A 21,721-nucleotide genomic window follows, 5' to 3' on the forward strand; every position below is an offset into this window, starting at 1 on the left:
TGGCCGAGGGGCAGGAAGTCCCGGGTCGGGCGGTGTGGGGCGGGCGAGGCGGCCTCGCCCGCGGTCATGGCCGCGGTAGCCCTCCGGCCCGGGGGTCCTCGATCTCGTCCGGCAGCTGGTTTCCGTTCAGGGTGTGCATGGTGCGGGGCCGGCGGTGGCCGTGTTCGGGCGCGTCGAGGGCCCGGGTGAGGAGCACCTCGGCCTCGGCGTGGAAGCCGATGCGGTGCAGGCGCGAGGACCGCGGATGCGGCGTCCGGGTCCCGGTGTAGCGGTGGTCCCGGTTCGTCTTCAGTGTGGTCGCGGGGCGCCGGACGAGTGTGTGCTCGCGGGCATGTGACATGCCGTCCGCCGCCTGATGGGGGCAGCGGAGAAGTGGTTGACGTGATTCCGCACAAACCCCCTTTCGCGGGCGATCTTGCGAATGACACGATCGGGGCGGAGTACGCGTCTTGTACCCATCTCCCGACCGAAAGTGTGACTGTCAACAGATGCCCATATCCCTCGGTGTGGCGCGCCGTACGGCAGGTGCGGCTGTGCTCTCTTTGGCCATCGCCCTGACCGGAGTTGCCTTCCCCGCCACCGCTCAGGCGGCCGTGACCTGCTCGGCCGGTGTGTGGAAGGCCCAGTACTACGCCAACACCACGTTCACCGGCGCTCCGAAGGCCACTGTCTGCGATACCTCCATCGCCGAGAACTACGGCCTCGGCGACCCGGCGGGCGTCGCCCTGCCGCGGGACAACTTCGGCGTCCGCTGGTCCACCAGTCGCAACTTCGGCTCCGGCGGTCCCTTCGATCTCACCGTCGCCGTCCAGGACGCTGCGCGGGTCTACCTCGACGGTCACCGCAAGATCAGTCTGTGGCGCAATGTCAGCCGGACCCAGAAGAAGACTCTTCGTCTCACCATCCCGCGCGGGGTCCATACCTTGCGTGTGGACTTCGCCGCCTTCACCGGCACTGCCAACATCGCCTTCGCCTACAAGCCCGTCATCGGCGCCGCCTACGACAAGACCGCTCCGCTGGCCCCGGCGGGTCTGAAGGCCGGCTATGCGGCAGGCACTCTGAAGACGACCCTGTCATGGTCCCGCAACTACGAGCTGGACCTGGCCGGCTACCGCGCCTACCGCCGCACCGGCAGCACCGGCGCCTGGAGCCGGCTCAACAGCACGCCGATCACTGGCGCCGCCTTCACCGACACGCCCCCGGCCACCGGCGCCACCTACGAGTACGCCGTCCGGGCCGTCGACCGCTCCGGCAACCTCTCCCCGCTGTCCTCGCCGTCGCGCGTCGTCAGTGCCGACAGGACGGCGCCCGCCACCCCCGTCGGGCTCACGGCCACGTACGACGGGTCCGGCGCCCGGCTCTCCTGGCCTCCGGTGAGCGGGGCGAGCTTCTATGAGGTGCAGCGGTCCCTCGCGTCCGGGGGGCCGTTCTCCTCCATCGCCGTCCCTGCTCGGAGCACCGTCCTGACCGACGTCGACGCCGCCGTGGGTACGACCTACTACTACCGTGTGCGGGCACTGGACGGCGCGGGCAACGCCTCCCCGTACTCCGCGCCCGTCCGGCTGGAGGTGACCGAGCCCAAGCCGCTGCCGCCGACGAGTGTCTCCGCCAACGGCCGGGTCGACCGCAGCACCGTCGGCTGGCGGTACGACGGTGACGCGTCCCACCGGTTCCATGTCTACGCCGCGGAGTCGGCCGCCGGCCCGTGGTCCCGGCTGACCGAGACCCCGGTCGCCGGCCCGGGCTACGACGACTTCTCGGCGCCCATCGGCCAGGTGCGCCACTACCAGGTCAGGACGGTCACGGCGCACGGCACGGAGTCGAACCCGTCGGCGACGGCCTCGACCACGCGCACCGGTGACGTCACTGCGCCGCACATGCCGTACGGGTTGAACGCGTGGAACGGCACTGATGGTGTGCACCTCGCCTGGACGGCCAACACCGACGACACGGACCACTACCTCGTCATGCGCAAGTCGATGTTCGGTGCGTGGGAGCAGGTCGCCGTGGTGCGGGACGCCGGGTATCTGGACGCCGGCGTGCCGGTCGGCGAGCAGTTCGGCTACACCGTCCGCGCCGTCGACACGTCCGGCAACGTCTCTCCCCTGCCCGAGCCCGGTTATGGAACCGTCTACGGCAAGCGTCTGCCGGTCTACGGGAAGCCGGCCGCGCCCGCCTCGGTGACCGCGACGGCCGAGAACGGCAACGTCACGGTGGAGTGGACCGCGAGCACGTCGACCGATGTGGCCGGCTACTACGTCTACCGCACCACCTCTTCGGACCCCGCGTCGGCCTACGCTGTCTCCCCTCTCGTCACCGGGACCACGTTCACGAACGAGAACGTGCCGGCCGGCCAGACGTGGCGCTATGTGGTGCGCGCCGTCAGCACGCACAGCATGTGGTCCGACTTCTCACCGACGGCCGAGGCCGCCGTGCCCTGCCCGGTCATGACCGCACCGGCCACTCCCCCGGTCACCGGCGGCAGGGGCGCGGACTACGTCCGGCTCAGCTGGGAGGTCGGAGCGTGCGACCAGGGTGCCACCGTCTCGTACAACGTCTACCGGTCCACGTCCGACTCGGATGTCTTCACTCCTGAGCACCGCATCGCTTCGGGCGTGACGGAACGGACGTACACGGACCCCGGCCTGGCTCCGGCTTACTACTACTACGTCGTCACCGCCGTGGCCGCCGACGGCACCGAATCGGCTCCGCAGGCGCGGCCGTTCGGCATCTCGACCCAGAGTCCCTGACGCCCCGTCCGGTCTCCCCGGACCCCGCCCGTCCGGACGCCCTCCCGGGGGGGGTGAACGTTCTGGGTCGGCCGCCCGTCTGCTTTGGGGTGGAGCGGCTCGGAGCCGTCGGCGTTGAAGTTGTGGAGCATCCCGGACCCGGTCCGGGCTGGTGAACGTCACCTCGGCGATCTCCGCCCCCGGCATGCGCTGCGCGAACAGCAGCGCCATCGGGGCCGAGGGGGTTGGTATCAGGGGGTGGTCGGCGTGCCGATGCCGTGCAGCAGGGTGTCGACCACGCGTGTGGCGAGGGTGTCCACGGCGGCGTCGGTGTCCGGTGCTTCGGCTGCTGCTTCGTGGATGAGTGCGTAGTACACGCGCCGCGCCCAGTCCAGATCGGTGTCGGGCCGCAGGAGTCCGGCGTCGCGAAGCCGGGTGAACAGCCGCTCGCACTGGGCCAGGACCGCGGCGTGCACGCGTGCGACTTCGGGGGCGTCGGTGGGGAGGGCGCTCATGGCGAAGCCCCATCCGATCTTCACGTGCAGCACGTTCGCGGTGGCCTGGTAGAGCGCTACGGCAGGTGGGGTGGTGTCCGGCCGGGCAGCTTCGACGGCGTCGTGGAACTGTTGTGTTGCCCATGCGGCCAGTGCTGCGATCAGGGCCTCCCGTGAGGCGAACCGCCGGTGCACGGTGGTCCGGGCGACCCCGGCGGCCTCGGCGATCTGTTCCATCGACGCCGCTGGGTTTGCGGACAGTACTCGCTCCGCGGCTTCGAGGATCGCGCGGACCGTGCGTTCGGCGTCGGCGCGGAGCGGTTTGGCGGAGGCTGGCAGCGCCATGGGAGTACGGCCCCTTCTGGTTCGGCGGACGACCTGACGATGGTACATCCGTGTGCCGACTCTCCAAGTAGTTGCAACAATCGTGTTGCATGTTCTACGTTCTCTGCGACAGGAAAGATGCTCTTATTCGTGGGGGACACCATGGATCTGCAACTGAACGGCAAAACCGCCCTGGTCACGGGTGCCAGTCGCGGCATCGGGCTGGCCGTCGTCCGGGCCCTGACCGCCGAGGGCGTCAGGGTCGTCGCGGCAGCCCGCACTCCCGCCCCGGAACTGGAGGCGGTCGGCGCGACGCTGGTCGCGGTGGACCTGTCCGACCCCGCCGGAGCCGAGAGCCTCGTCACCCGGGCCACGGCCGAGTTGGGCGGCATCGACATCCTGGTCAACAACATCGGCGGTGGTGACGGCGGTCTGAGCGGCGGCTTCCTGGACCTGACGGACGCACAGTGGGCACAGGTGGTGGACCTGAACTTCTTCGCGACCGTCCGTGTGACCCGAGCGGCCATGCCCGCCCTTCTGTCCGCCCGCGGCGCGATCGTCAACGTGTCCTCCATGGGCGCCCGCGTGCCGCACGGCGGCCCTGTCGCCTACACGACGGCCAAGGCCGCACTGACCGCGTTCAGCAAGGCCCTCGTCCACGAGTTCGGCCCGAAGGGGGTGCGGGTGAACACCGTCTCGCCCGGTCCGGTCCGCACCGACATGTGGGAGAGCCCGACCGGCTACGGCGCCGAGCTCGCCGCGTCCATGGGCATCCAGCAATCCGACCTCCTGGCCGGCCTGCCTACGGCGATGGGCATGCTCATCGACCGGCTCGTCGAACCGGACGAGGTCGCGGCCCTCGTCACATACCTCGTTTCACCGCTCGCCGCCGCGACCACCGGCGCCGACCATGTCATCGACGGCGGAGCGATCAAGACCGCCTGAACACCTTCCCTGACTCTCCAGTCGCGATCGGGGAGACAGGCCCCAGGGCCTGGGGCCTGGGGCCTGGGGCCTGGGGCCATGCCGGTGACGTCCCCTTGCCGCGGTCGCGAATCATCTGGCGGAGACTGCGGTGAACCCGGGCGCAGGTCGGGCAGTTGCCGGCGCGCTCTCGCGACCAGGTCGCCGGACCGGGACGTCTTGCGTTGGAGCACACTCCAACTCCTAGGTTCGGCAGCATGCGATACATCAAACTCGGGACGACCGGACTGGAAGTCTCCGCCATCGCCCTCGGCTGCATGAGCTTCGGCGAGCCGGACCGGGGCGGCGAGCCCTGGTCGCTGGGCGCGGACGCCAGCCGGGACATCATCAAGCAGGCCCTCGAGAGCGGTGTCAACTTCCTCGACACGGCCAACGGGTACAGCGCCGGGAGCAGCGAGGAGATCGTCGGCCAGGCGGTCAAGGACTTCGCCCGGCGCGAGGAGGTCGTTCTCTCCACCAAGGTCTGGATGCGGATGCGCCCCGGTCCGAACGGTGCCGGGCTGTCCCGCAAGGCGATCTTCGCCGAGCTCGACGCTTCCCTGAAGCGGCTGGGGACCGACTACATCGACCTATACCAGATCCACCGCTGGGACTGGGACACCCCGATCGAGGAAACCCTCGAGGCGCTGCACGACGCGGTCAAGTCCGGGAAGGTCCGCTACATCGGAGCCTCTTCCATGTACGCCTGGCAGTTCGCCAAGGCCCTGTACCTGGCTGACCTGAACGGCTGGACCCGGTTCGTGTCGATGCAGGACCACTACAACCTCATCCATCGGGAAGCGGAGCGGGAGATGCTCCCGCTCTGCGCCGACCAGGGCATCGGCGTGATCCCGTGGAGCCCGCTGGCGCGGGGCAGGCTGACGCGGGCCCGGGACACTGCTACGGCGCGCGCTGAGACCGACGAGGGCGGCAGGATCCTCTACCGCGACGGGGACCGGGCAGTGGCCGAGCGCGTCCACGAGATCGCGGGCAGGCGGGGTCTGTCGCCGGCCCAGGTCGCCCTGGCCTGGGTCATGCGCAACCCGGTGGTGACCTCGCCCATCGTCGGGGTCACCAAGCCTGCCCATCTGGCCGACGCGGTCGCGGCGGTGGACGTCGAACTCGACCACGACGAGGCTGCCTACCTGGAGGACCCCTACCAGCCGCACGAGGCCGCCTACCTGGAGGAGTCCTTCTACAAGCAGCGGTCCGTGGCGGGCTCTCGGTAGTCCGCGCTCCAGGAGCCTTCGACGAGACTTCAGTTCGCCGACGTGCGTGTCGGGAACCAGACGGACCAGTGCGGCGAGCAGCGCGGCGTGCGCGAGGACCGGCAGGTTGAGGGGTTGAGGTTGAGAAGGCCTGCGGCTTCCTCGCGGGCGGCCGGGTCGCGGTAGTGCCCGCAGTGCGCGGCCAGGGCGCGGGCGAGCCAGGCGTCGACATCGGTCTGAACGTACCGTCGGCTCGCCGGGTGAGCTCGTCGCGTACGGCTTCGTCGCCCTCCCGGGGCGCGGCGAGTGGGGCGAGCGGGCGGTGCGCCGGGGCGGCCGGGGGGTCATCTTCGGCCTGGTATTCGTGGTGGGATTCGGGAGCGGGTCGCTGTCAGAGGGGTGTACGACGGCCGAGCGCACTGGAGAGGGCGGCTCCGGTTCTGAGCTCGAGGAGGCAGATCGTTCGTCGCGCGTTGTGGGGCGGCCGCCCCTCATGTGTGCACGCTTCCCCGGAACGCCTGTCTATTTCAAGTCCTTGAGCAGATCGATGAGCGCGTCACCGTGGGTCAGCTGAGGGTGGTGTCCGGCACCCGGTACCGAGACGAGGCCGACATTCGGGAGCGCGGCAAGCTCGTTCGCGGCGCTTCGGTCGAGCGGGTCATCGCTTCCCGTGATGATATGGACGGGGCCGTCGAACCGCCTGAGCGCTTCCCGCAGCTCGGCGCGCCAGCGCTTCGATCCTGAGCGTACGAGCTGGCTGGCCACGTGCGCGGCACGGCCACGTCTGAGGTCGTCGACCGTGGTCGCGAGCGCCGTCGCGCTCGTATCCGCCCCAGTAAGTCGACGTGACAGCTGGTGTGGATCCGCGTGTCGCAGGTAACTGCGTACGAACGGCCGCAGCCTAGTCCCCCCGTCTGCAGGGGGTTGCAGGAAGAACGGTGCGATCAGCGTGAGGGATGAGACTCGAGCCGGAAGCCGGCCTGCCGCGAGCACGGCCGCGGCCGCACCGATGGAATGGCCGATGAGTTCGACAGGTTCCTCGCCCAGTACCGCTGGCAGCCAGCGTTCCCAGTCCCGAATGCCCGATCCGCCGCTCAGGCCGAGGCCGGGCAGGTCGACCGCTCGCGCGCCGATGCTCGCGGCGACGTCGGCCCAGGTATCGGCGTTGACCGGCAGGCCCGGCAGGATCAGCTTGCTGGATCCAGGTGCGCCGAGTTCGAATGTCCGCACGCCTCCTGCATCGATGAACCGCCGGTCGTCGCCCTTCGCCGCCCCGAACCGGTGTGCGGCCATGTAATCCGCCCAGCGTTCGAGCGAGATCCGTACGTCGGGCATTGGAATGCCATGCCTTGCGGCGAGTTCGATGGCGGGCCCGGTCGGGTATCGATCGGAGGACAGGAAGCCAAGGGTCTCCGGATCCGCTTTGGTGATCCGTTGGGGAAGGTGCTTGATGACACCGACCGGGATCCTCAGGCTCGGGACCTTCGCGCCGAGGTGCTGACCAACCTGGGTGAACAGGTCCGCGAGCGGCGGGGTCGCATCGTCAAGGATCCAGTACGCTTTGCCCGCAGCATGGGGATCGACCGCTGCCGCGGCCATGAAGTTCGCCATGTAGTCGACCGTCAGGACCGGGACGAACGTGGACTTCCCGGCGGGGAGTGCTGACGCGGTGCCGCGCCACATCTGCTCGACAGTGGTGGCGATCCCAATGTGTTGATCTGACTCACCGGTTGTGCTGTCGCCAATCACGGTGGCCGGATTGATGATGGTCCAGGGGATCCCGCGCTCGGCGGCCCGGGCTTGGAAGATGGCATCGGACTCGACCTTTGACGCCTCGTAGCCACCCAGCTCCGCATACACCGCCGCGCGGTGCTCGTCCGACCAAGGCACGGCAGCGGGATCCTGGCCACCGACGCGGTAGCCGGAAATGTGCACCAGGCGCTGCAACCGCGTGAGATCCGAAGCGAAATCGATCAGCTTCTCGACGATGCCGACGTTCGCGCTGCGTGCCTCCTCAGCCGGCATTCCGAATCGGAAGGAGCCGGCGCAGTTATGGATCTCGGTCACGTCCGCGAAGGTCGCCGTGCCGCCCGCCAGGATCTCAGGCGCGTCGAAGTCGACGATTGTCACGTTGACGGGTTGTGTCAGACCGTGCGTGCGGAGCCATCGCATGACGCGAGTTCCTGATTCGGCAGTGCGCACCACCGCGGTCACGTTCGCGCCTGCTTGGGCCAGGGTCATGACGAGGTGTCGTCCGATGAGCCCGGATGCTCCGAAGACCAGTGCGTGTCGTGACGTTCTATGGGTTCTCATCGGGTCTCTTCCGTGTTGTTGACGCGATGTGCGATGAGTTCGGACACAACTTCGGCGGCCGTGTGCAGCGGCTGGGTGCTACGCGTCGCGCGGGAGACAATGACCGCGCCCTCGATCGTCGAGACAATGACGGTCGCCAGGCTGCGGGCGTTCTCGGTAGCGATCCCGTCCGCTTCGAGGAACCTCGCGGTCAGGGCGATCCATGATTCAAAGGCCGTTGCGCAGGCGTGGCGCAGCCGTTCGCTCTCCGCACCCATTTCGAGCGTGACGACGGATACCGGGCAGCCGAGCCGGAAGTCGCTCTCGCCCACGATGGTGGCCAAAGTCTCGACGACGGTGCGTACCGCTGCGGCAGCGCCACCCGACGAGGCCACGGATTCGGCGATCAGAGCCTCGAACTGCTGAGTGGCGATTTCGATCGCGGCGGCCCCCAAACCCTCCTTCCCGTCGGGAAAGTGGAAGTAGATCGATCCCTTGGGGGCCGTGGCGTGCTCGATCACTGCGTTCAGGCCGGTGCCGCTGTAGCCGCTGGTTTGGATGAGTTCGAGCATCGATTCGGCGAGCCGGGCCCGGGTCTTGTCTCCCTTGGATGTCATACCCAAAGAATAGACCGGTCTATATATTTTCTGCAAATGATCCGCCTCGGCCCGGGGTCTGGAAGCACTCCTCGACGCTCCAGCGGGCACCGGCGACCCGGACCGGTTCGGACAGAGGTACGTCGGTGGGTGACCAGCACCGGTAGCAGGCACGGGCCAGTTCGACGGTGGACCGGTTGCGTCGGATGAGCAGGTGGTGATGGCTGCTGGTGCCGATGTGGATCCAGGCCCAGTCGTAGTACCGCGGGCCTCACGCGTGTCGAGCAGACGACGGCCAGGACGGCCGGTCCGGGGACTCCGAACGGGATCCCATCGGTCTGTTCGGCTGAGCGCCCGGTTGGCGAATTGGGTGGCAGTGAGGCAGCCGGAAGCGCTGATTGCGGTTTCGGCCGACGTCGGCGTGCCCCGGACCAGTGTCCGGGACACGCCGCTGAACAGCCCGGGCTGCTGCCGGGTGTCCGGGACGGCCGTTCACTGTTGTCTCGTCCGTCCTCACCAAGCACCGTGCTTCGGGAAGCAGGTAGCCGGCCGAGGTCGGCAGGACCTCGGCCGTGCAACGTCATGTTCCGTGAAAGGAATCAGTGGTGAGAAGACACCATCGGGGCTTAGGAATCGCGGCGGCATGCGTGGCCGCGCTCTTGGCGTTGGCCACTCCCGGCGCCGCCGATCCAGGACCGACTCCCCCGCCGCGGGATGACAGCGCCACCGAGACCGTGTACATGGTCAAGGGGTACGACGACACCGGGGACGTCCCCGGTGTCAGCTGTGCCTACCGCTGGAATACGGCGATCAAGGCCCTCAAGCAGTGGGGCTGGAAGAAGAGCAAGGGGACCTTTGTCCGGGTCGGCTTCTACGCCAAAGACACCGGCAGCTGTGACATCAACCTGGCCAAGAAAGACGGCACCCGGGATCTGGGCATCAAGGAGCTGGGCCGCCGACTCGCCTGGAACATCTACCTCAACCACTCCCGGTGGGGCCGTAGCGTCGACGTGATCGGCCACTCCATGGGCAGCCTGATCATCAGGGCGGCTCTCGCAGGCACCGAGCGCCACGAGAAGAACTGGCCGCCCTACGTCTATATCGAGGACGCCGTCACCCTCGGTGGTCCCCACCACGGAGCATGGGTCGCAGAGTTCTGCGGCATCGTGGACAACAACCGGCAGTGCAAGGACATGGCCGCGACGTCCGACTTCATGGCCTGGTTGCGCAGAACTGACGCCGCGCAGGGAAACGGCGGCACCGACTGGACGGCGATTGGGTCTGAAGCGGACGACGCGGTCCTGCCGGGAAGCTCGACTCCGCGCGGTGTCGGCGTCCGCCACCTCGTGCTCTACCGCGAGGAGGCGGGCATCGAGCACAGTGACCTGCGCGTCCTCACCAAGGGCAGGTACCCGATGAGGTACTCCAATGACGCCGGCTCCACCTGGACGGACATGCGCGCGGGAGCCGCACCGCTGCGCGCCGCCTTCCACGCCCTGTACTTCCACTCCCGCTGGTGAGCCTCGCTCAGGGCGGACGGTAGCCGCCGCGGCTCAAGGTCTCGCACCTGGAGCGTGCGAGGCCTTGAGTGCCACCTCTCATGCGGCCGTTCACCGCCGCAGGATATGGGCGTCGTCTGATGTCTACGTGAGTCGGCCCGTGAGGGACCCTGGTCCGGCCCGGCGTCCCGTCAGGGCGGACCCGCCCCGCGTGCCCGCTCCTGCTCCAGGAGGCCGGGCAGATCCCGCAGCCGGTCGAGGCCCCGTACCGGCTGCGCCATGCGGTGGTTCCGGGCGAGACGGCCGCGGTGCCTGTGGAGGAAGGCCCAGTACCCGGCCGTGAACGGGCAGGCGTCCTCGCCGACCCGGCGGTCCGGGCGGTAGGGGCAGGGGCCGCAGAGGTCGCTCATGCGGTCGATGTAGGCGCCGCCCGAGGTGTACGGCTTGGTCGTCATCCGGCCCCCGTCGGCGTACTGCGACATGCCGACCACGTTCGGCAGCATGACCCAGTCGTAGCCGTCGACGAAGCTGCGGTGGAACCAGTCGGTGACGGCGGCCGGGTCCCAGCCGCGCTGGAGCGCGTAACTGCCCAGGACCATCAGGCGCGGGATGTGGTGGGTCCAGCCCGTGTCCCGGACCTGGCGCAGGGCCGTCGCCAGGCACCGGGCCGATACCGCGTCCGCGTCCAGCTCCTGCCACCAGGAAGGGAGTGCGCCGGTGTGCCCGAGGGCGTTGTTCGTGCGGTACTCCTCGCCGAAGTACCAGTAGAGGTGCCACACGTATTCGCGCCAGCCGGCGATCTGCCGGACGAAGCCCTCCACCGAGTTCAGCGGTGCGCCCCCCGCCCGCCAGACGGCCTCCGCCCCCTCGACGCACTCGGCCGGGTCGAGCAGGCCCAGGTTGAGGGAGGCCGACAGGAGACTGTGGCTCATGGTGCCGTCGGCGGCGAGCACGGCGTCCTCGTACGCGCCGAAGCCGGCGAGTCGGTGGTCCAGGAAGCGCCGCAGGGCGGCGAGCGCCTGCCGGCGGTCGGCGGGAAACGTCCGGGGGCCGTCGCGGCCCACGAAGGAGACGTCCCCGTCGCGTTCCCAGCGGTCGAGGTCGTGCCGGACCTCCCCGTCGATCGCGTCCTCACGGGGCCGGTACGGCGCGGGGGCGCCCAGGGTGGGGGCTCCGCGCGGTGGTGGGCGGCGGTTCTCGTGGTCGAGGTTCCAGGTACCGCCGACCGGTTCGCCACCCTCCATCAGGATGTCGTGGTCCCGCCGGACGTGCCGGTAGAAGCTCTCCATGCGGAGCGTGCGCTGCCCGTCCGCCCACGCGGCGAACCGCTCGGGGCTGACCAGGAAACCGCGCGGCGGCAGCACGGTGACGTTGTCGAGTGACCGGACGAGACGCAGCGCGGCCCGCGAGGTCGGGTGGCGCACCGTCACCCGGCCGTCGCCCACGGCCTTCCGCAGTCCTTCCGCGTAGGTGTCCGCCCGCACGTACGTCACCCGGTCACCGAGTTCGGCGGCGCGGTGCCGCATGGCCGAGAGGACCAGGTGGGCCTTGGCCCGGTGGAAGCGGCGGCGCTGGAAGACGGACCGGGCCTCGATCATCACCACGGGTGCGTCCCGGGCCGGACCGCGGTCGCCGGGTTCCAGGAAGGAGGGCCCGAGCTGGTCCCCGAAGAGCCAGTGCGTGTCGGTCATCGGTGGTCCGTCCTCGTCCGTGGTCCGTCCTCATCCCCCGGCCCGCCGTCGGGCGCGGGGCCGCGCGGTCGCCCGGAGCTCCGCGCCCAACCGGGATTCGATCCCGGTGCCACGGCCGGATGCGGTCCGATCGGGTGATACGGCCGCGAGGCCACCGCCACCCGCATCCGGCGTGCGGGGGTCCCGCGAAGTAGTCACGGCACGCGGCGAGACGTTCGGTCCCGTCACCGCCCTCTCCCCGTCGGAGGCCCTCATGCCCCGTTCCCCGGAACTCCGAGGCCGTGTCGCGGTCGTCACCGGCGCCGCCCGAGGGCTCGGCGCCGGCCTGGCGCGACTGCTGGCCGCGCGCGGCATGCGCGTGGCCCTCCTGGGGCGGGAGCACGCCAGGCTCGCCGCCGTGGCGGTGACGCTGGGCACCGAGAGCCACTGCGTGGAGGTCGACGTCACCGACGACTCCGGCATGGCGAGGGCCGCCGAGGAGGTGGCGCGGATCCTCGGTCCCCCGTCGGTCGTCATCGCCAACGCGGGCGTCGCGGAGGGCGGCCCCTTCGAGAGCTCCGACCCCGCCACCTGGCGCCGGGTCGTGGAGGTCAACCTGGTCGGCAGCGCGGTCACCGCGCGCGCCTTCCTGCCGGGGCTGCGGGCCACCCGGGGCTACTTCCTCCAGGTCGCCTCCACCGCCGCCTTCGGCGCCGCCCCGATGATGAGCGCGTACTGCGCGTCCAAGGCGGGTGCCGAGGCCTTCGCCCGCTCCCTGCGGGCCGAGGTGGCGTACCTGGGCGTCGGTGTGGGCGTGGCCTACCTGCACTGGACCGATACGGACATGGTCCGCGACGTCGACCGCCACACGGTCCTGCGCGAACTGCGCGGGCACATGCCCGCCCCCGCCCGCCGCGTGTACCCGGTGGAGCAGGTCGCGTCCTGGCTGGTCCGGGGGATCGAGGGGCGCCGCCCCTCCGTCTACGCCCCTCCCTGGCTCCGGCTCGCCCAGGCCGGGCGGCCGTTCTTCCCCGTCGCGGTGGACCTGCTCTCCCGCCGCGCGATTCCCCTGCTCCTGAGGGAGAACTCGTTCGAGCAGACCGGACTGCTCGGCACGGGCGGCCGCATCGAGGAGAAGTTGATCGACCGCTCCGCCCCCCGGGCGACGCGCCCCGCCCGGGGCGAGTGACCAGGACCGGGGCGACCGGCCAGGCTCCCGCGGCGGTGTCAGCCCTCGTGGCGAGGGCCTGCGGCGCCGGGATCCCCGAGTCCGGCCGGATCCTGCCGGAGCAGGCCGTCCGACCGGCGCTCCCCCTCGGCCCGAGCAGGCCGAGGGGGAGCGCCGGTGCGTGCGTCCTCGGGGCGGAGGCCCGGGCGGTCGACCCGGCGGGGGAAGTCGGGCGGGGAGAGCCGGCGGGCGGGCGCTGAGGTCACGATGCCGTCGCGGTGCGGTTTCCCACCTGACCTGCGGTGTTTATCGCCTGCATCGATACGCAGGGAAATTTCGATGCGCAAACGATTCAAGTTGCGGGCGGGGTGCTGCCGGACGGAGCGTGAGGCCCACGGGGTCATCGAGGTCCCGGCCGCGCCGCTCGCGGCACATCCGGTGGACGCCCGCCGCCACCTGGAGGAGGAAGCGCCATGACCGCACCACGTCCGACCGGAGCCCCCGCCCCTTCACCGGCAGTCACGACCGGGGACGCCACCGGCGTGGACACCGATACCGACGACCGGCTCGCCCGGGGCCTGGCCGACGGCGACGAACAGTGCCTCGCCGCCGCCTACCAGCGCTGGGGGCCCCTGGTCCAGACCCTCGCGGCCCGCACCCTCGGTGACCCCCGCGAGGCGGAGGACGTGACCCAGCAGGTGTTCGTCGCCGCCTGGCGGGGCCGGGCCAACTTCCGCCCCGAGCGGGGCAGCCTGCCCGCCTGGCTCACCGGCATCACCCGACGCAAGATCGCCGACGCTCTGAGCGCCCGCACACGGCGGATCGAACTCGCGGCCAGCCTCGGTGCGTCCCTGAAGGGGGAGAGCCCGGTGCACGACGAGCCCGAGCGGATCCTGGACCGGGTGGTCCTCACCGAGGAGCTTTCCCGGCTTCCCCACGTCCAGCGGGACGTCCTCGAACTCGCCTTCTTCGCGGACCTGACCCAGACCCAGATCGCCGACCGGACCGGCATGCCGCTCGGCACGGTCAAGAGCCACGCCCGCCGCGGCCTCCAGCGCATGCGGCGCAGCCTCGTCGAACTGGCCGGCGCCGCCGGGGGCCGCTGACCGGCCCGTCCCGGAGGATCTGCGACGACCGGCAGCCGAGCGCCCGGCGAGCGTCCGGTCGATCCGGCCCCGGATCCGGTCCTGGGCCGCCCGCGGCCGGCCTGTCCGGTCGACCGACGGTTCCGAACCGGTTCACGGCCCGACCGCCCGGCAGACGGCTCCCGGAGGCCCGCCCCCGGGAGTGGCCGGGGCACGCGGGGTACCGGGCCCGGACGAGCGGTTCCGTCCCCCTGTCCCCCGCCCGCGCCGAGCGGGCGGCGCCCCGGCCCCTGAGCCGCCCGGGGCCGATGTCAGCGCCCGGCCCCGAAGGCCCCGGCGTCCCCGCCCTCCCGCCCGGTCGGATCCGCGAGGCCCTCGCCCTCCCCGTACAGCCGGGAGATCAGGGCGAGGGCCTCGCGCAGGCCGACGGGACGCACGGTGCCGGGCGCGGGCGTCCGGCCGAGCCAGCCGGGGCCCGCGAGGAGGACCTGGGGCGAGATGCGCGCTCCCCGCATCCCCAACGCCGTCCGCGCGACGCGTTCGGCCAGGGCGGGGTCGGCGGTGGACCGGGACTGGGACCAGAGGACGACGGCGGCTGGTCCTGACCGCCTGACCGCCGACTCGAGAGCCTCGGCGGGCACGGCCGCGCCGAGCATCATGGTCGGCACTCCGCGTTCGGCCAGGCCCGCGGCGAGCGCCTCCAGGGGCAGCGTGTGCTGCTCCGCGGGGACGCACGTCAGCAGGACCGGAGCCGCCGGGGAGGCGACCGCGGGCCCGGAGACGGCGGCCCGCCGCAGCGTCGTGGAGACGTGCCAGGAGAGCAGGTGCTCCACCTCGACGTACCGGTCGTCCGACGACTCCCACTTCCGGCCCACCGCACGCAGTGTCGGCGCCATGATCTCCTCCCAGGAGGTGACCAGGCCGTACTCCGCCAGCGCCGCCCGGAGCAGCTCTTCCATGGCGGGCGCGTCGAGCCGCACGGCGGCGCGAGCCAGCCCCCGGCACTCCTGCCGGACGTCTCCGAGCGGCAGACCGCTGCCGGCCGCCGACCGCCGGGAGGGCGCGGCCGGTTCGGGCAGGGGTTCCGGTGCGGCTTCCTCGACGGGTGCGGCCGGCCCGGTGACGGCGGTCCGGACCGGAGCGGCGGCGGTCACGCCGGGGGCGTCCGGCGTGACCGCCGCCGCTGCGGAGCGCTTCCGCCGGGCGGCCCGGGCCGCCTCGGCGGGCGGGATCCCGGCGGCCGTGAGACGGCACATCTCCTCCAGCATCGCCACGTCCGCGGGGCCCCACCGGCGGTGGCGGCCGTCGCCGCGCTCGGCCGGCCCGATCCCGTACCGGCGGTCCCAGGACCGCACGGTGGTCGGGGAGACGCCGAGACGCCGGGCCAGGGCGCCCGTGGTGATGCCGGGACCGGTGTCGTGCACGGTCACCACCGGGGGGTGCGGAAGCGGTGCGGGCAGGTGCGTGCGGAGCCGGGGCGCGCGGTCAGGAGGGCCGTGCCTGGGCCGCCGTGGGAAGGCGGTGGGCGACGCCGTCGGCCAGCCGCTCGAACCCCCCGCGCAGGAAGGGCGCGGCCAGCCGTGCGAGGCCCTTGGAGATGAGCGGCGCACGGTACGTCAGCCGTGTCGCCTGGCCCTTGTCGGCGAACCGCAGGTCGTCCAGCGCCGTGACGGTCTTGTTCTCGCCGCGGAACACCAGGCGGAAGGGCTCCCGGACGAGGAGTTCGTACCGGAGCCCGGTCGTGCGGAGCCGGGGCGTGTTGCGCCACCAGATGCCCCGCCGCACGGGCCCGTCGTCGAGCCGGACGCAGCGCACGGTGCCGGGGTCCCGCTCCCTGGGCACGGGCGAAGTCCTCCAGGTGGGTGATGGCCTGCGCCCCGGGTCGTCGCACCTCGAGCACCCGCTCCACGCTGATCACCATACGGCCTCCTCCGCCTCCCGCCGGTCCGCGCGCCGGGACCGGTCATCCGGGGCTTTCGGCCCGGCACCCGGACCGGATGCACCCCAGGGCGCGGGCCGTGCCCGCCCCGGTGTGCCGGCGGCCGGCTCACCAGCCCCACGTGCCCGGACCGCCCTTGAAGGGGCCTTTGATCCCCCGGGTGATCCACCCGCCGTAGAAGTCGCCTTCCTGGGCGGTCACCGGCTCCCCGTCGACCGTGCATCCCACCGCGGACGGATAGAAGGCGAGGTGGCCGCGGAGCGCCTCGTACGGGTGGAGGGGGTCCTCGTAGCTCCACGCGGCGCGGGGGACGACGAGCCCTGCGACGACGACGTCCCAGTAGGACGCGGTGCCCTTCCACTCGCAGTGGGTGCGGTCGGGCCGGGGGCGCAGGAACTCCGCGTGCACGTCGCGGCGGGGCAGGTAGTACGTCGGAGGGTGGCTGGTCTCCAGGACCCGCAGGCCCGCGCGCGTATCCGCGACGATCCGGCCGTCCACCGCCACCGTCACGCGGCGGTCGTCGCCGACCAGCCGGGGCGGGCGCGGGTAGTCCCACACGCTCTCCGTCGGCCGGTCACCGGGCCGGGCCGGTGACCGGCCGACGTCCGCTTCTCCTGCGTCGTCCATGGTGCTCTCCTCGGCTCTCGTCATGGCTGCGTTGCCCGTCCTTCCGCTGCGCACCGGTCGGCGGATGCGGCGGGGCCGCCCGGCGGGTGCGGACGGGTGAACGGTTCGCGGGTGGCCGGTTCGGTGCATCCGGGCGCTCTCCGGACGAGAAAAGGCATGGAAGCATCACAAAAGGTGCTTCGGGACATGTCCGTTCGCGTGCGGCCCGATCCGGTCGGGATAGGCCGCGGGCGACGGACGGAACCGCGGACAGGCAGGGAACCAGCTGTGCGACTCAAAGACGAACTTCCGGTGGACCATCACCTGGCCACCGTGTACCGCTGGGGCGCCGCCCTCTGCGGCTGCGTCCTGCTCGTGTTCGGCTGCCTCGGCTTCGCCGACGCGCTGAGCTCCTTCGACACCTCCGGCACGCGGATCGCCGGGATGACCACCAACACCGCACTGAGCTGGATCTCGGTGCTGACAGGACTCCTGCTCCTGGCCGGCGCGGTCGTGGGCGGGAACATCGCCTCCACCGTGAACATGTTCGTGGGCGGCGCGTTCCTGCTCAGCGGCTTCTACCACCTGTTCGTGCTCGACCGGCCCGCCAACTTCCTCGGTTTCGGCGTGACCAACGTGATGTTCAGCTTCCTCATGGGGCTGTTGATCCTCACGTTCGGCATGTACGGGCGGGTGTCCAGCAAGCTGTCGCACGACAACCCCTACTGGCGCAGGCGCCACCCGCGCGAGGCCGCCGCGGAGTCGCTCGCGCGCCGACGCCGCCTGGCCGCCGCGGCCCTCCCGTCCGGGGCCGCGCGCACCACGACGCCGACGCACCCCGGACCGGCCGGTCCGGCGGTCGTCGAGAGTCCCCCGAGGTGACCGCGGTCCTGGTCGTGGGGGCGACGGGGACGGTCGGCGGGCTCGCCGCGCGGGCCCTGCACCGGCGGGGCGCGTCGGTGGCCCTGGCCGGCAGGAACGCGGAGCGGCTCGCCGACCGGTCGCGGCTGCCCGGAGACTGCCCCCGGCGCGTTTTCGACGCCTACGATCTCGACGGCTGCGCGGCCCTCGCGCCCTGGGCGGCCCGCTCCCTGGGTCGCCTGGACCGGGTCGTGGTGGCCGTCGGGGTGGCGGGCTTCGGGCGGGCCGAGAGCGTCGACGAGGCCGCCGCCGAGCACCTCATGACCGTGAACGCCCTGGCGCCGATGGCGGTGGTCCGGGGCGCCCTGCCGGTCCTGGAAGCCGGAGGCGCGATCGGCGTCGTGACCGGCGCGGTCGTCGACGTGCCCCCGCAGGGCATGGCCGACTACGCCGCGGCCAAGACGGCGCTCGCCACCTGGCTCGCCGTCGTCGGCAGGGAACAGCGGGCCCGGGGCGTCCGGATCGTCGACGTGCGCCTGCCGCACCTGGAGGGCGGGTTCGCCGCCCGGGCGGTGACCGGGGAGCCGCCCGCGCTCCCGCCCGGGGCCGACCCGGCGGAGGCGGTCGAACGGCATCTGCTCGCGCCCCTGACCGGGGCCCCGGACCGCCCGCGCTGAGCGTCCCCCGGGCTCCGACGCGCCCTCGGAGGACCGGGTGCGGAGCGCGCATCCGCCGGAGCACTCCGTACGGAAGAGCTTGCCACCGACACCTTCGAGGAGCGTCCAGCCCATGCGACGACGTCCGTCCGCCGCGGAGCGCGTCTCCGCCGTCCTGCTCACCACGGCCCTCGCCTCTCTCGCGCTCGTGCCCACTGCCACCACGCGCCCGGACGGCCCGCCCCGCGCCGCCGGTACCGTCGGCCTCGGCCGCTACACCGGAACCTGGTTCCAGCTCGCGGCCGTGCCGCAGTTGTTCGAGCTCCAGTGCGCCAAGAACGTCAAGGCCGTCCACGGCGCGACCGGCCGTGGCGGGGTCGCGGTGACCAACATCTGCGCGACCTGGCTGGGGGCCTCCAGCCGGATCACCGGTGAGGCGCTTCCCCTCGACGCGAGGACGGCTACCGGCACGGCACCGGGGCGAACTACGTCGTCGCCGGCCTGGGACCCGCGTACGAGTGGGCCGTGGTGACCAACGAGAACCGCATCTCCGGCTTCGTCCTGTCCCGCACCCCGCGGCTCGATCCGGCGCGGACGGCCGACGTCCTGCGCGCGGTCCGGGGGGCCGGACTCGAGCCCCGGGCCTTCCGCACGACCCGTCAGGACGGCGGGGACCCCGCCTGGCGGCTCGCCCCCTGACGGCCGGCCGGCGCGTTGCTCCCACCGGAGCATCGGCGGATAGCCCGCCCCCGCCCGGGGGTAGCCCTCACCCCGGCCTACGCGCCCCGGCGCGCCGCCCCTTCTTCCCCGACGACCAGAGGAGACGTACCCCGTGCGCTGCGACGTCGCCATCATCGGGGCCGGGGCGGCCGGGCTGTCCCTGGCCTGGCGGCTCCTGTGCCCGCCGCGCGGAGCCGCCGTCCCCTCCGTCGTCCTCGTCGACGCGCCCCCCGGCCCGCTCCGGCCGCCGCCGCGCACCTGGTGCTACTGGGAGCGGGGAGCCGGCGAGTACGACGCCCTGCTCACGGCCTCCTGGTCCCGGGTACGGCTCCATGGCGGCGACGGGCGGCCGGTCCCGTGCGACCTGGGCGCACTGCGTTACAAGATGCTCGCCTCCGAGTCGTTCACCCGGGGCATCCGGCCGCGGCTCGCCGGACTGGTCCGCGTCGAGGCCGTCGCGGAGCACGTCGCCGACGGCCCCGGCGGCGCCTCCGTCTCCTGCCGCACCGCCGACGGCCGCGAGCGGCACGTCCACGCGCGCTGGCTCTTCGACACCAGGCCGCCCTCTCCCCTCCCGCCCAGCCGGGTGAGCCTCCTCCAGCACTTCAAGGGATGGTTCCTGCGCTCCGAGCGCCCCGTCTTCGCCCCCGACACCGTCGACCTGATGGACTTCCGCACCCCCCAGCCGCCGCAGGGGCTCTCCTTCGGCTACGTCCTGCCGCTGTCCCGGACCGAAGCCCTCGTGGAGTACACCGAGTTCAGCCGGGAGCCGCTGTCCGACGAGGCGTACGAGCGGGCCCTGCGGCACTACACCACCGCTCTCCTGCGGATCGGCGCGTGCGAGGTGCACGGCGTGGAACGGGGACGCATCCCGATGACGGACGCCCGCTACGAGCGCCGCACCGGCCGGAGCACCTTCCGCATCGGCGCCGCGGGGGGCGCGGTCCGGCCCTCCACCGGCTACGCCTTCGCGGCCATCCAGCGCCAGACGCGCGCCGTCGCGGCCCTCCTGCACGCCGGCCGCGACCCCCTTCCGCCGGCCGCCTACCCCAGGCGGTCGCTCCTCATGGACGCGGTCCTCCTGCGCGGCATCGACACCGGCAGGGTCTCCGGGCCCGACTTCTTCACGCGGCTCTTCGAGAAGGTCCCTCCCGAGCGGCTCCTGCGGTTCCTCGACGGGGACACCCGGCCGTCCGAGGAGGTGCGCATCGGCCTGCGCACCCCCGTCCTCCCCATGCTCCGCACCACCGCGGAGCTGCCCTTCCTCGCCCGCCGGGCCTGAAACGGCCCCTTCGTCACGAGAGCGGATCCCTGCCATGCGCGACAGCCAAAACGGCACCCCCGCACGAGGCCGCGACCGGAGGGCGGTCGTCCTGCCCGCCGCCGACGGACGGCTCAGGCCCCCGGACGGCCACCGGCCGACCTGCGCCGTCGTCGGCGGCGGGATCGCGGGGATCGCGGCGGCCACGATCCTCGCCGAACGCGGCGTCGCCGTCACCCTCTACGAACGGCAGCCCACCCTCGGCGGGCGCCTCGCGGGCTGGGCCGACCGGCTGGGCGACGGATCGGAGGTGACCATGAGCCGTGGCTTCCACGCCTTCTTCCGCCAGTACTACAACCTGCGCGGTCTGCTGCGCAGGATCGACCCGGGCCTCGACCGGCTCACCGGTCTGCCGGACTATCCGCTGCGGCACGGCTCCGGGCTGTACGACAGCTTCGCCCGTGTCCCCCGTACGCCGCCCTGGAGCGCGCTCGGCTTCGTCGCCCTCAGCCCCAGCTTCGGGTGGCGCGATCTCGGCCGCATGAACGCCCGGGCCGCGCTGCCGCTGCTCGACGTCCGCGTGCCCGACGTCTACCGGCGCTTCGACGGCATCAGCGCCCGCGCCTTCCTCCACGGCATCGGCTTCCCCCCGGCGGCCCAGCACCTCGCGTTCGAGGTGTTCTCGCGGAGCTTCTTCGCCGACCCCGACGAACTGTCCGCCGCCGAACTGGTGCTGATGTTCCACGTCTACTTCCTCGGCTCCTCCGAAGGACTCCTCTTCGACGTGCCGGACGAGCCCTACCCGCAAGCCCTCTGGGACCCCCTCGGCGCCTACCTGCGCGGCCACGGCGCCCGGGTCCTCACCGGCACCGGCGTCCGGGAACTGACACCGGCACCCGGCGGCGGGCACACCGTGCTGTCCGACGAAGGGCCCCGGCATGCCGACGCCGTCGTCCTCGCCACCGACACCGGCGGCCTGCGGGCGATCGCCGGGGCGTCCCCGGGACTCTGCGACGCCCCCTGGCGCGCCCGCATCGGCGCGCTCCGCACCGCGCCGCCCTTCCTCGTCTCCCGGCTCTGGCTCGACCGGCCCGTCGCCCCGCACCGCCCTGGTTTCCTCGGGACCAGCGGATTCGGCCCCCTCGACAACATCAGCGTCCTCGACCGCTGGGAGGGCGAGGCCGCCCGCTGGGCCGCCCGCACCGGCGGCGCGGTGGTGGAACTGCACGCCTACGCCGTGGATCCCGCCGCCCGCCCCCGGGAGCTCTCCCGGGAACTGGTCGGGCAGCTGCACCGCGCCTGGCCCGAGACCCGGGACGCCGCGGTCCTCGACGAACGGCACGAACTCCGCTCCGACTGCCCGCTCTTCGAGGTCGGCGGGCACCGGAACCGTCCGACGGTCCACACCCCGGACCCCACCGTCACCGTCGCCGGGGACCTGGTCCGCACGGAACACCCCGTGGCCCTCATGGAGCGCGCCGCCACCACGGGTTTCCTCGCGGCCAACGCCCACCTGCGCAGGTGGGGGCTGCGCGGACAAACGCTGTGGACCGTACCCCCGGCCGGCCGCTCGGCCGCCCTCCGGTTCCTCGCCCGGGCGGCCGGCGAAACCCGGTCGCCCCGCTGAGCACCGTGCAGTCCCCGGTGCCC

The 21,721-nt window shown here is 72.3% G+C and carries 21 protein-coding genes and 1 pseudogene; 13 read left to right on the plus strand and 9 right to left on the minus strand.

Annotated features, from left to right (window positions below):
• Window positions 1–64 precede the first annotated feature (64 nt).
• A complete protein-coding gene (locus tag ACF08W_RS33925) occupies window positions 65–340 on the minus strand; it encodes a hypothetical protein (RefSeq protein WP_392281657.1) in 276 nt (91 codons plus the stop codon).
• A gap of 193 nt (window positions 341–533) precedes the next feature.
• On the opposite strand from ACF08W_RS33925, the gene ACF08W_RS33930 reads away from it, so the two are divergent.
• Window positions 534–2,750, plus strand: coding sequence for a fibronectin type III domain-containing protein (locus tag ACF08W_RS33930; RefSeq protein ID WP_392281658.1), 2,217 nt, complete (start codon window positions 534–536; stop codon window positions 2,748–2,750).
• Between the two features lie 230 nt (window positions 2,751–2,980).
• Here the strand turns inward: ACF08W_RS33930 and ACF08W_RS33935 are convergent, their stop codons facing one another.
• Complete coding sequence (locus tag ACF08W_RS33935) at window positions 2,981–3,568, minus strand: TetR/AcrR family transcriptional regulator (protein ID WP_385212929.1); 588 nt, start codon at window positions 3,566–3,568, stop codon at window positions 2,981–2,983.
• Window positions 3,569–3,709: 141 nt separating this feature from the next.
• Here ACF08W_RS33935 and ACF08W_RS33940 point away from each other — a divergent pair, with 141 nt between their 5' ends.
• Entirely contained in the window at window positions 3,710–4,492 is a 783-nt protein-coding gene (locus tag ACF08W_RS33940) for an SDR family NAD(P)-dependent oxidoreductase (protein ID WP_385213274.1), read from the plus strand.
• A gap of 236 nt (window positions 4,493–4,728) precedes the next feature.
• Entirely contained in the window at window positions 4,729–5,739 is a 1,011-nt protein-coding gene (locus tag ACF08W_RS33945; protein ID WP_392281659.1) for an aldo/keto reductase, read from the plus strand.
• A gap of 501 nt (window positions 5,740–6,240) precedes the next feature.
• On the opposite strand, the gene ACF08W_RS33950 is transcribed toward ACF08W_RS33945, so the two are convergent.
• The 3 genes and pseudogenes from ACF08W_RS33950 to ACF08W_RS33960 all read right to left on the minus strand — a co-directional run.
• Window positions 6,241–8,031, minus strand: coding sequence for an alpha/beta fold hydrolase (locus ACF08W_RS33950; RefSeq protein WP_392281660.1), 1,791 nt, complete (start codon window positions 8,029–8,031; stop codon window positions 6,241–6,243).
• Complete coding sequence (locus ACF08W_RS33955; protein ID WP_392281661.1) at window positions 8,028–8,627, minus strand: TetR/AcrR family transcriptional regulator; 600 nt, start codon at window positions 8,625–8,627, stop codon at window positions 8,028–8,030. Before ACF08W_RS33955 ends, ACF08W_RS33950 begins: the two co-directional genes overlap by 4 nt.
• A gap of 43 nt (window positions 8,628–8,670) precedes the next feature.
• Window positions 8,671–8,877, minus strand: a pseudogene (locus ACF08W_RS33960) (IS701 family transposase); the annotation flags it as partial.
• 376 nt (window positions 8,878–9,253) lie between these two features.
• Here ACF08W_RS33960 and ACF08W_RS33965 point away from each other — a divergent pair.
• Window positions 9,254–10,126, plus strand: a complete 873-nt coding sequence (locus ACF08W_RS33965; RefSeq protein WP_392281662.1) for an esterase/lipase family protein — start codon at window positions 9,254–9,256, stop codon at window positions 10,124–10,126.
• 170 nt (window positions 10,127–10,296) lie between these two features.
• On the opposite strand, the gene ACF08W_RS33970 is transcribed toward ACF08W_RS33965, so the two are convergent.
• The gene (locus ACF08W_RS33970; RefSeq protein ID WP_392281663.1) at window positions 10,297–11,796 is read right to left on the minus strand and encodes a cryptochrome/photolyase family protein; all 1,500 of its coding nucleotides are present in this window, start codon (window positions 11,794–11,796) and stop codon (window positions 10,297–10,299) included.
• Window positions 11,797–12,049: 253 nt separating this feature from the next.
• On the opposite strand from ACF08W_RS33970, the gene ACF08W_RS33975 reads away from it, so the two are divergent.
• The 3 genes from ACF08W_RS33975 to ACF08W_RS33985 all read left to right on the plus strand — a co-directional run bounded on the left by ACF08W_RS33975 (window position 12,050) and on the right by ACF08W_RS33985 (window position 14,049).
• On the plus strand, window positions 12,050–12,964 hold the full coding sequence (locus tag ACF08W_RS33975) for an SDR family oxidoreductase (protein ID WP_385212945.1): 915 nt from the start codon (window positions 12,050–12,052) through the stop codon (window positions 12,962–12,964).
• 318 nt (window positions 12,965–13,282) lie between these two features.
• The gene (locus tag ACF08W_RS33980; RefSeq protein WP_352280452.1) at window positions 13,283–13,420 is read left to right on the plus strand and encodes a hypothetical protein; all 138 of its coding nucleotides are present in this window, start codon (window positions 13,283–13,285) and stop codon (window positions 13,418–13,420) included.
• A complete protein-coding gene (locus ACF08W_RS33985; protein WP_392281664.1) occupies window positions 13,417–14,049 on the plus strand; it encodes an RNA polymerase sigma factor in 633 nt (210 codons plus the stop codon). The genes ACF08W_RS33980 and ACF08W_RS33985 overlap by 4 nt, the downstream gene beginning before the upstream one ends.
• Before the next feature lie 290 nt (window positions 14,050–14,339).
• On the opposite strand, the gene ACF08W_RS33990 is transcribed toward ACF08W_RS33985, so the two are convergent.
• The 3 genes from ACF08W_RS33990 to ACF08W_RS34000 form a co-directional block, all read right to left on the minus strand.
• Window positions 14,340–15,461, minus strand: a complete 1,122-nt coding sequence (locus ACF08W_RS33990; RefSeq protein WP_392281665.1) for a MerR family transcriptional regulator — start codon at window positions 15,459–15,461, stop codon at window positions 14,340–14,342.
• Between the two features lie 52 nt (window positions 15,462–15,513).
• A complete protein-coding gene (locus ACF08W_RS33995; protein ID WP_385212956.1) occupies window positions 15,514–15,870 on the minus strand; it encodes a polyketide cyclase in 357 nt (118 codons plus the stop codon).
• Window positions 15,871–16,075: 205 nt separating this feature from the next.
• Entirely contained in the window at window positions 16,076–16,594 is a 519-nt protein-coding gene (locus ACF08W_RS34000) for a DUF427 domain-containing protein (RefSeq protein WP_352280448.1), read from the minus strand.
• A gap of 267 nt (window positions 16,595–16,861) precedes the next feature.
• Here ACF08W_RS34000 and ACF08W_RS34005 point away from each other — a divergent pair, with 267 nt between their 5' ends.
• The 6 genes from ACF08W_RS34005 (at window position 16,862) to ACF08W_RS34030 (ending at window position 21,698) form a co-directional block, all read left to right on the plus strand.
• On the plus strand, window positions 16,862–17,455 hold the full coding sequence (locus tag ACF08W_RS34005) for a DUF4383 domain-containing protein (RefSeq protein ID WP_392281666.1): 594 nt from the start codon (window positions 16,862–16,864) through the stop codon (window positions 17,453–17,455).
• Complete coding sequence (locus tag ACF08W_RS34010; protein WP_352280446.1) at window positions 17,452–18,111, plus strand: SDR family oxidoreductase; 660 nt, start codon at window positions 17,452–17,454, stop codon at window positions 18,109–18,111. The genes ACF08W_RS34005 and ACF08W_RS34010 overlap by 4 nt, the downstream gene beginning before the upstream one ends.
• A 112-nt stretch (window positions 18,112–18,223) precedes the next feature.
• On the plus strand, window positions 18,224–18,622 hold the full coding sequence (locus ACF08W_RS34015) for a lipocalin family protein (RefSeq protein WP_392281667.1): 399 nt from the start codon (window positions 18,224–18,226) through the stop codon (window positions 18,620–18,622).
• Entirely contained in the window at window positions 18,616–18,789 is a 174-nt protein-coding gene (locus tag ACF08W_RS34020) for a hypothetical protein (RefSeq protein ID WP_385212970.1), read from the plus strand. Before ACF08W_RS34015 ends, ACF08W_RS34020 begins: the two co-directional genes overlap by 7 nt.
• A gap of 133 nt (window positions 18,790–18,922) precedes the next feature.
• A complete protein-coding gene (locus ACF08W_RS34025) occupies window positions 18,923–20,092 on the plus strand; it encodes a lycopene cyclase family protein (RefSeq protein ID WP_392281668.1) in 1,170 nt (389 codons plus the stop codon).
• A 34-nt stretch (window positions 20,093–20,126) separates the two neighbouring features.
• The gene (locus ACF08W_RS34030; RefSeq protein ID WP_392281669.1) at window positions 20,127–21,698 is read left to right on the plus strand and encodes an FAD-dependent oxidoreductase; all 1,572 of its coding nucleotides are present in this window, start codon (window positions 20,127–20,129) and stop codon (window positions 21,696–21,698) included.
• Window positions 21,699–21,721 lie beyond the last annotated feature (23 nt).

Source organism: Streptomyces sp. NPDC015144, from assembly GCF_043079735.1.
Lineage (GTDB): Bacteria > Actinomycetota > Actinomycetes > Streptomycetales > Streptomycetaceae > Streptomyces.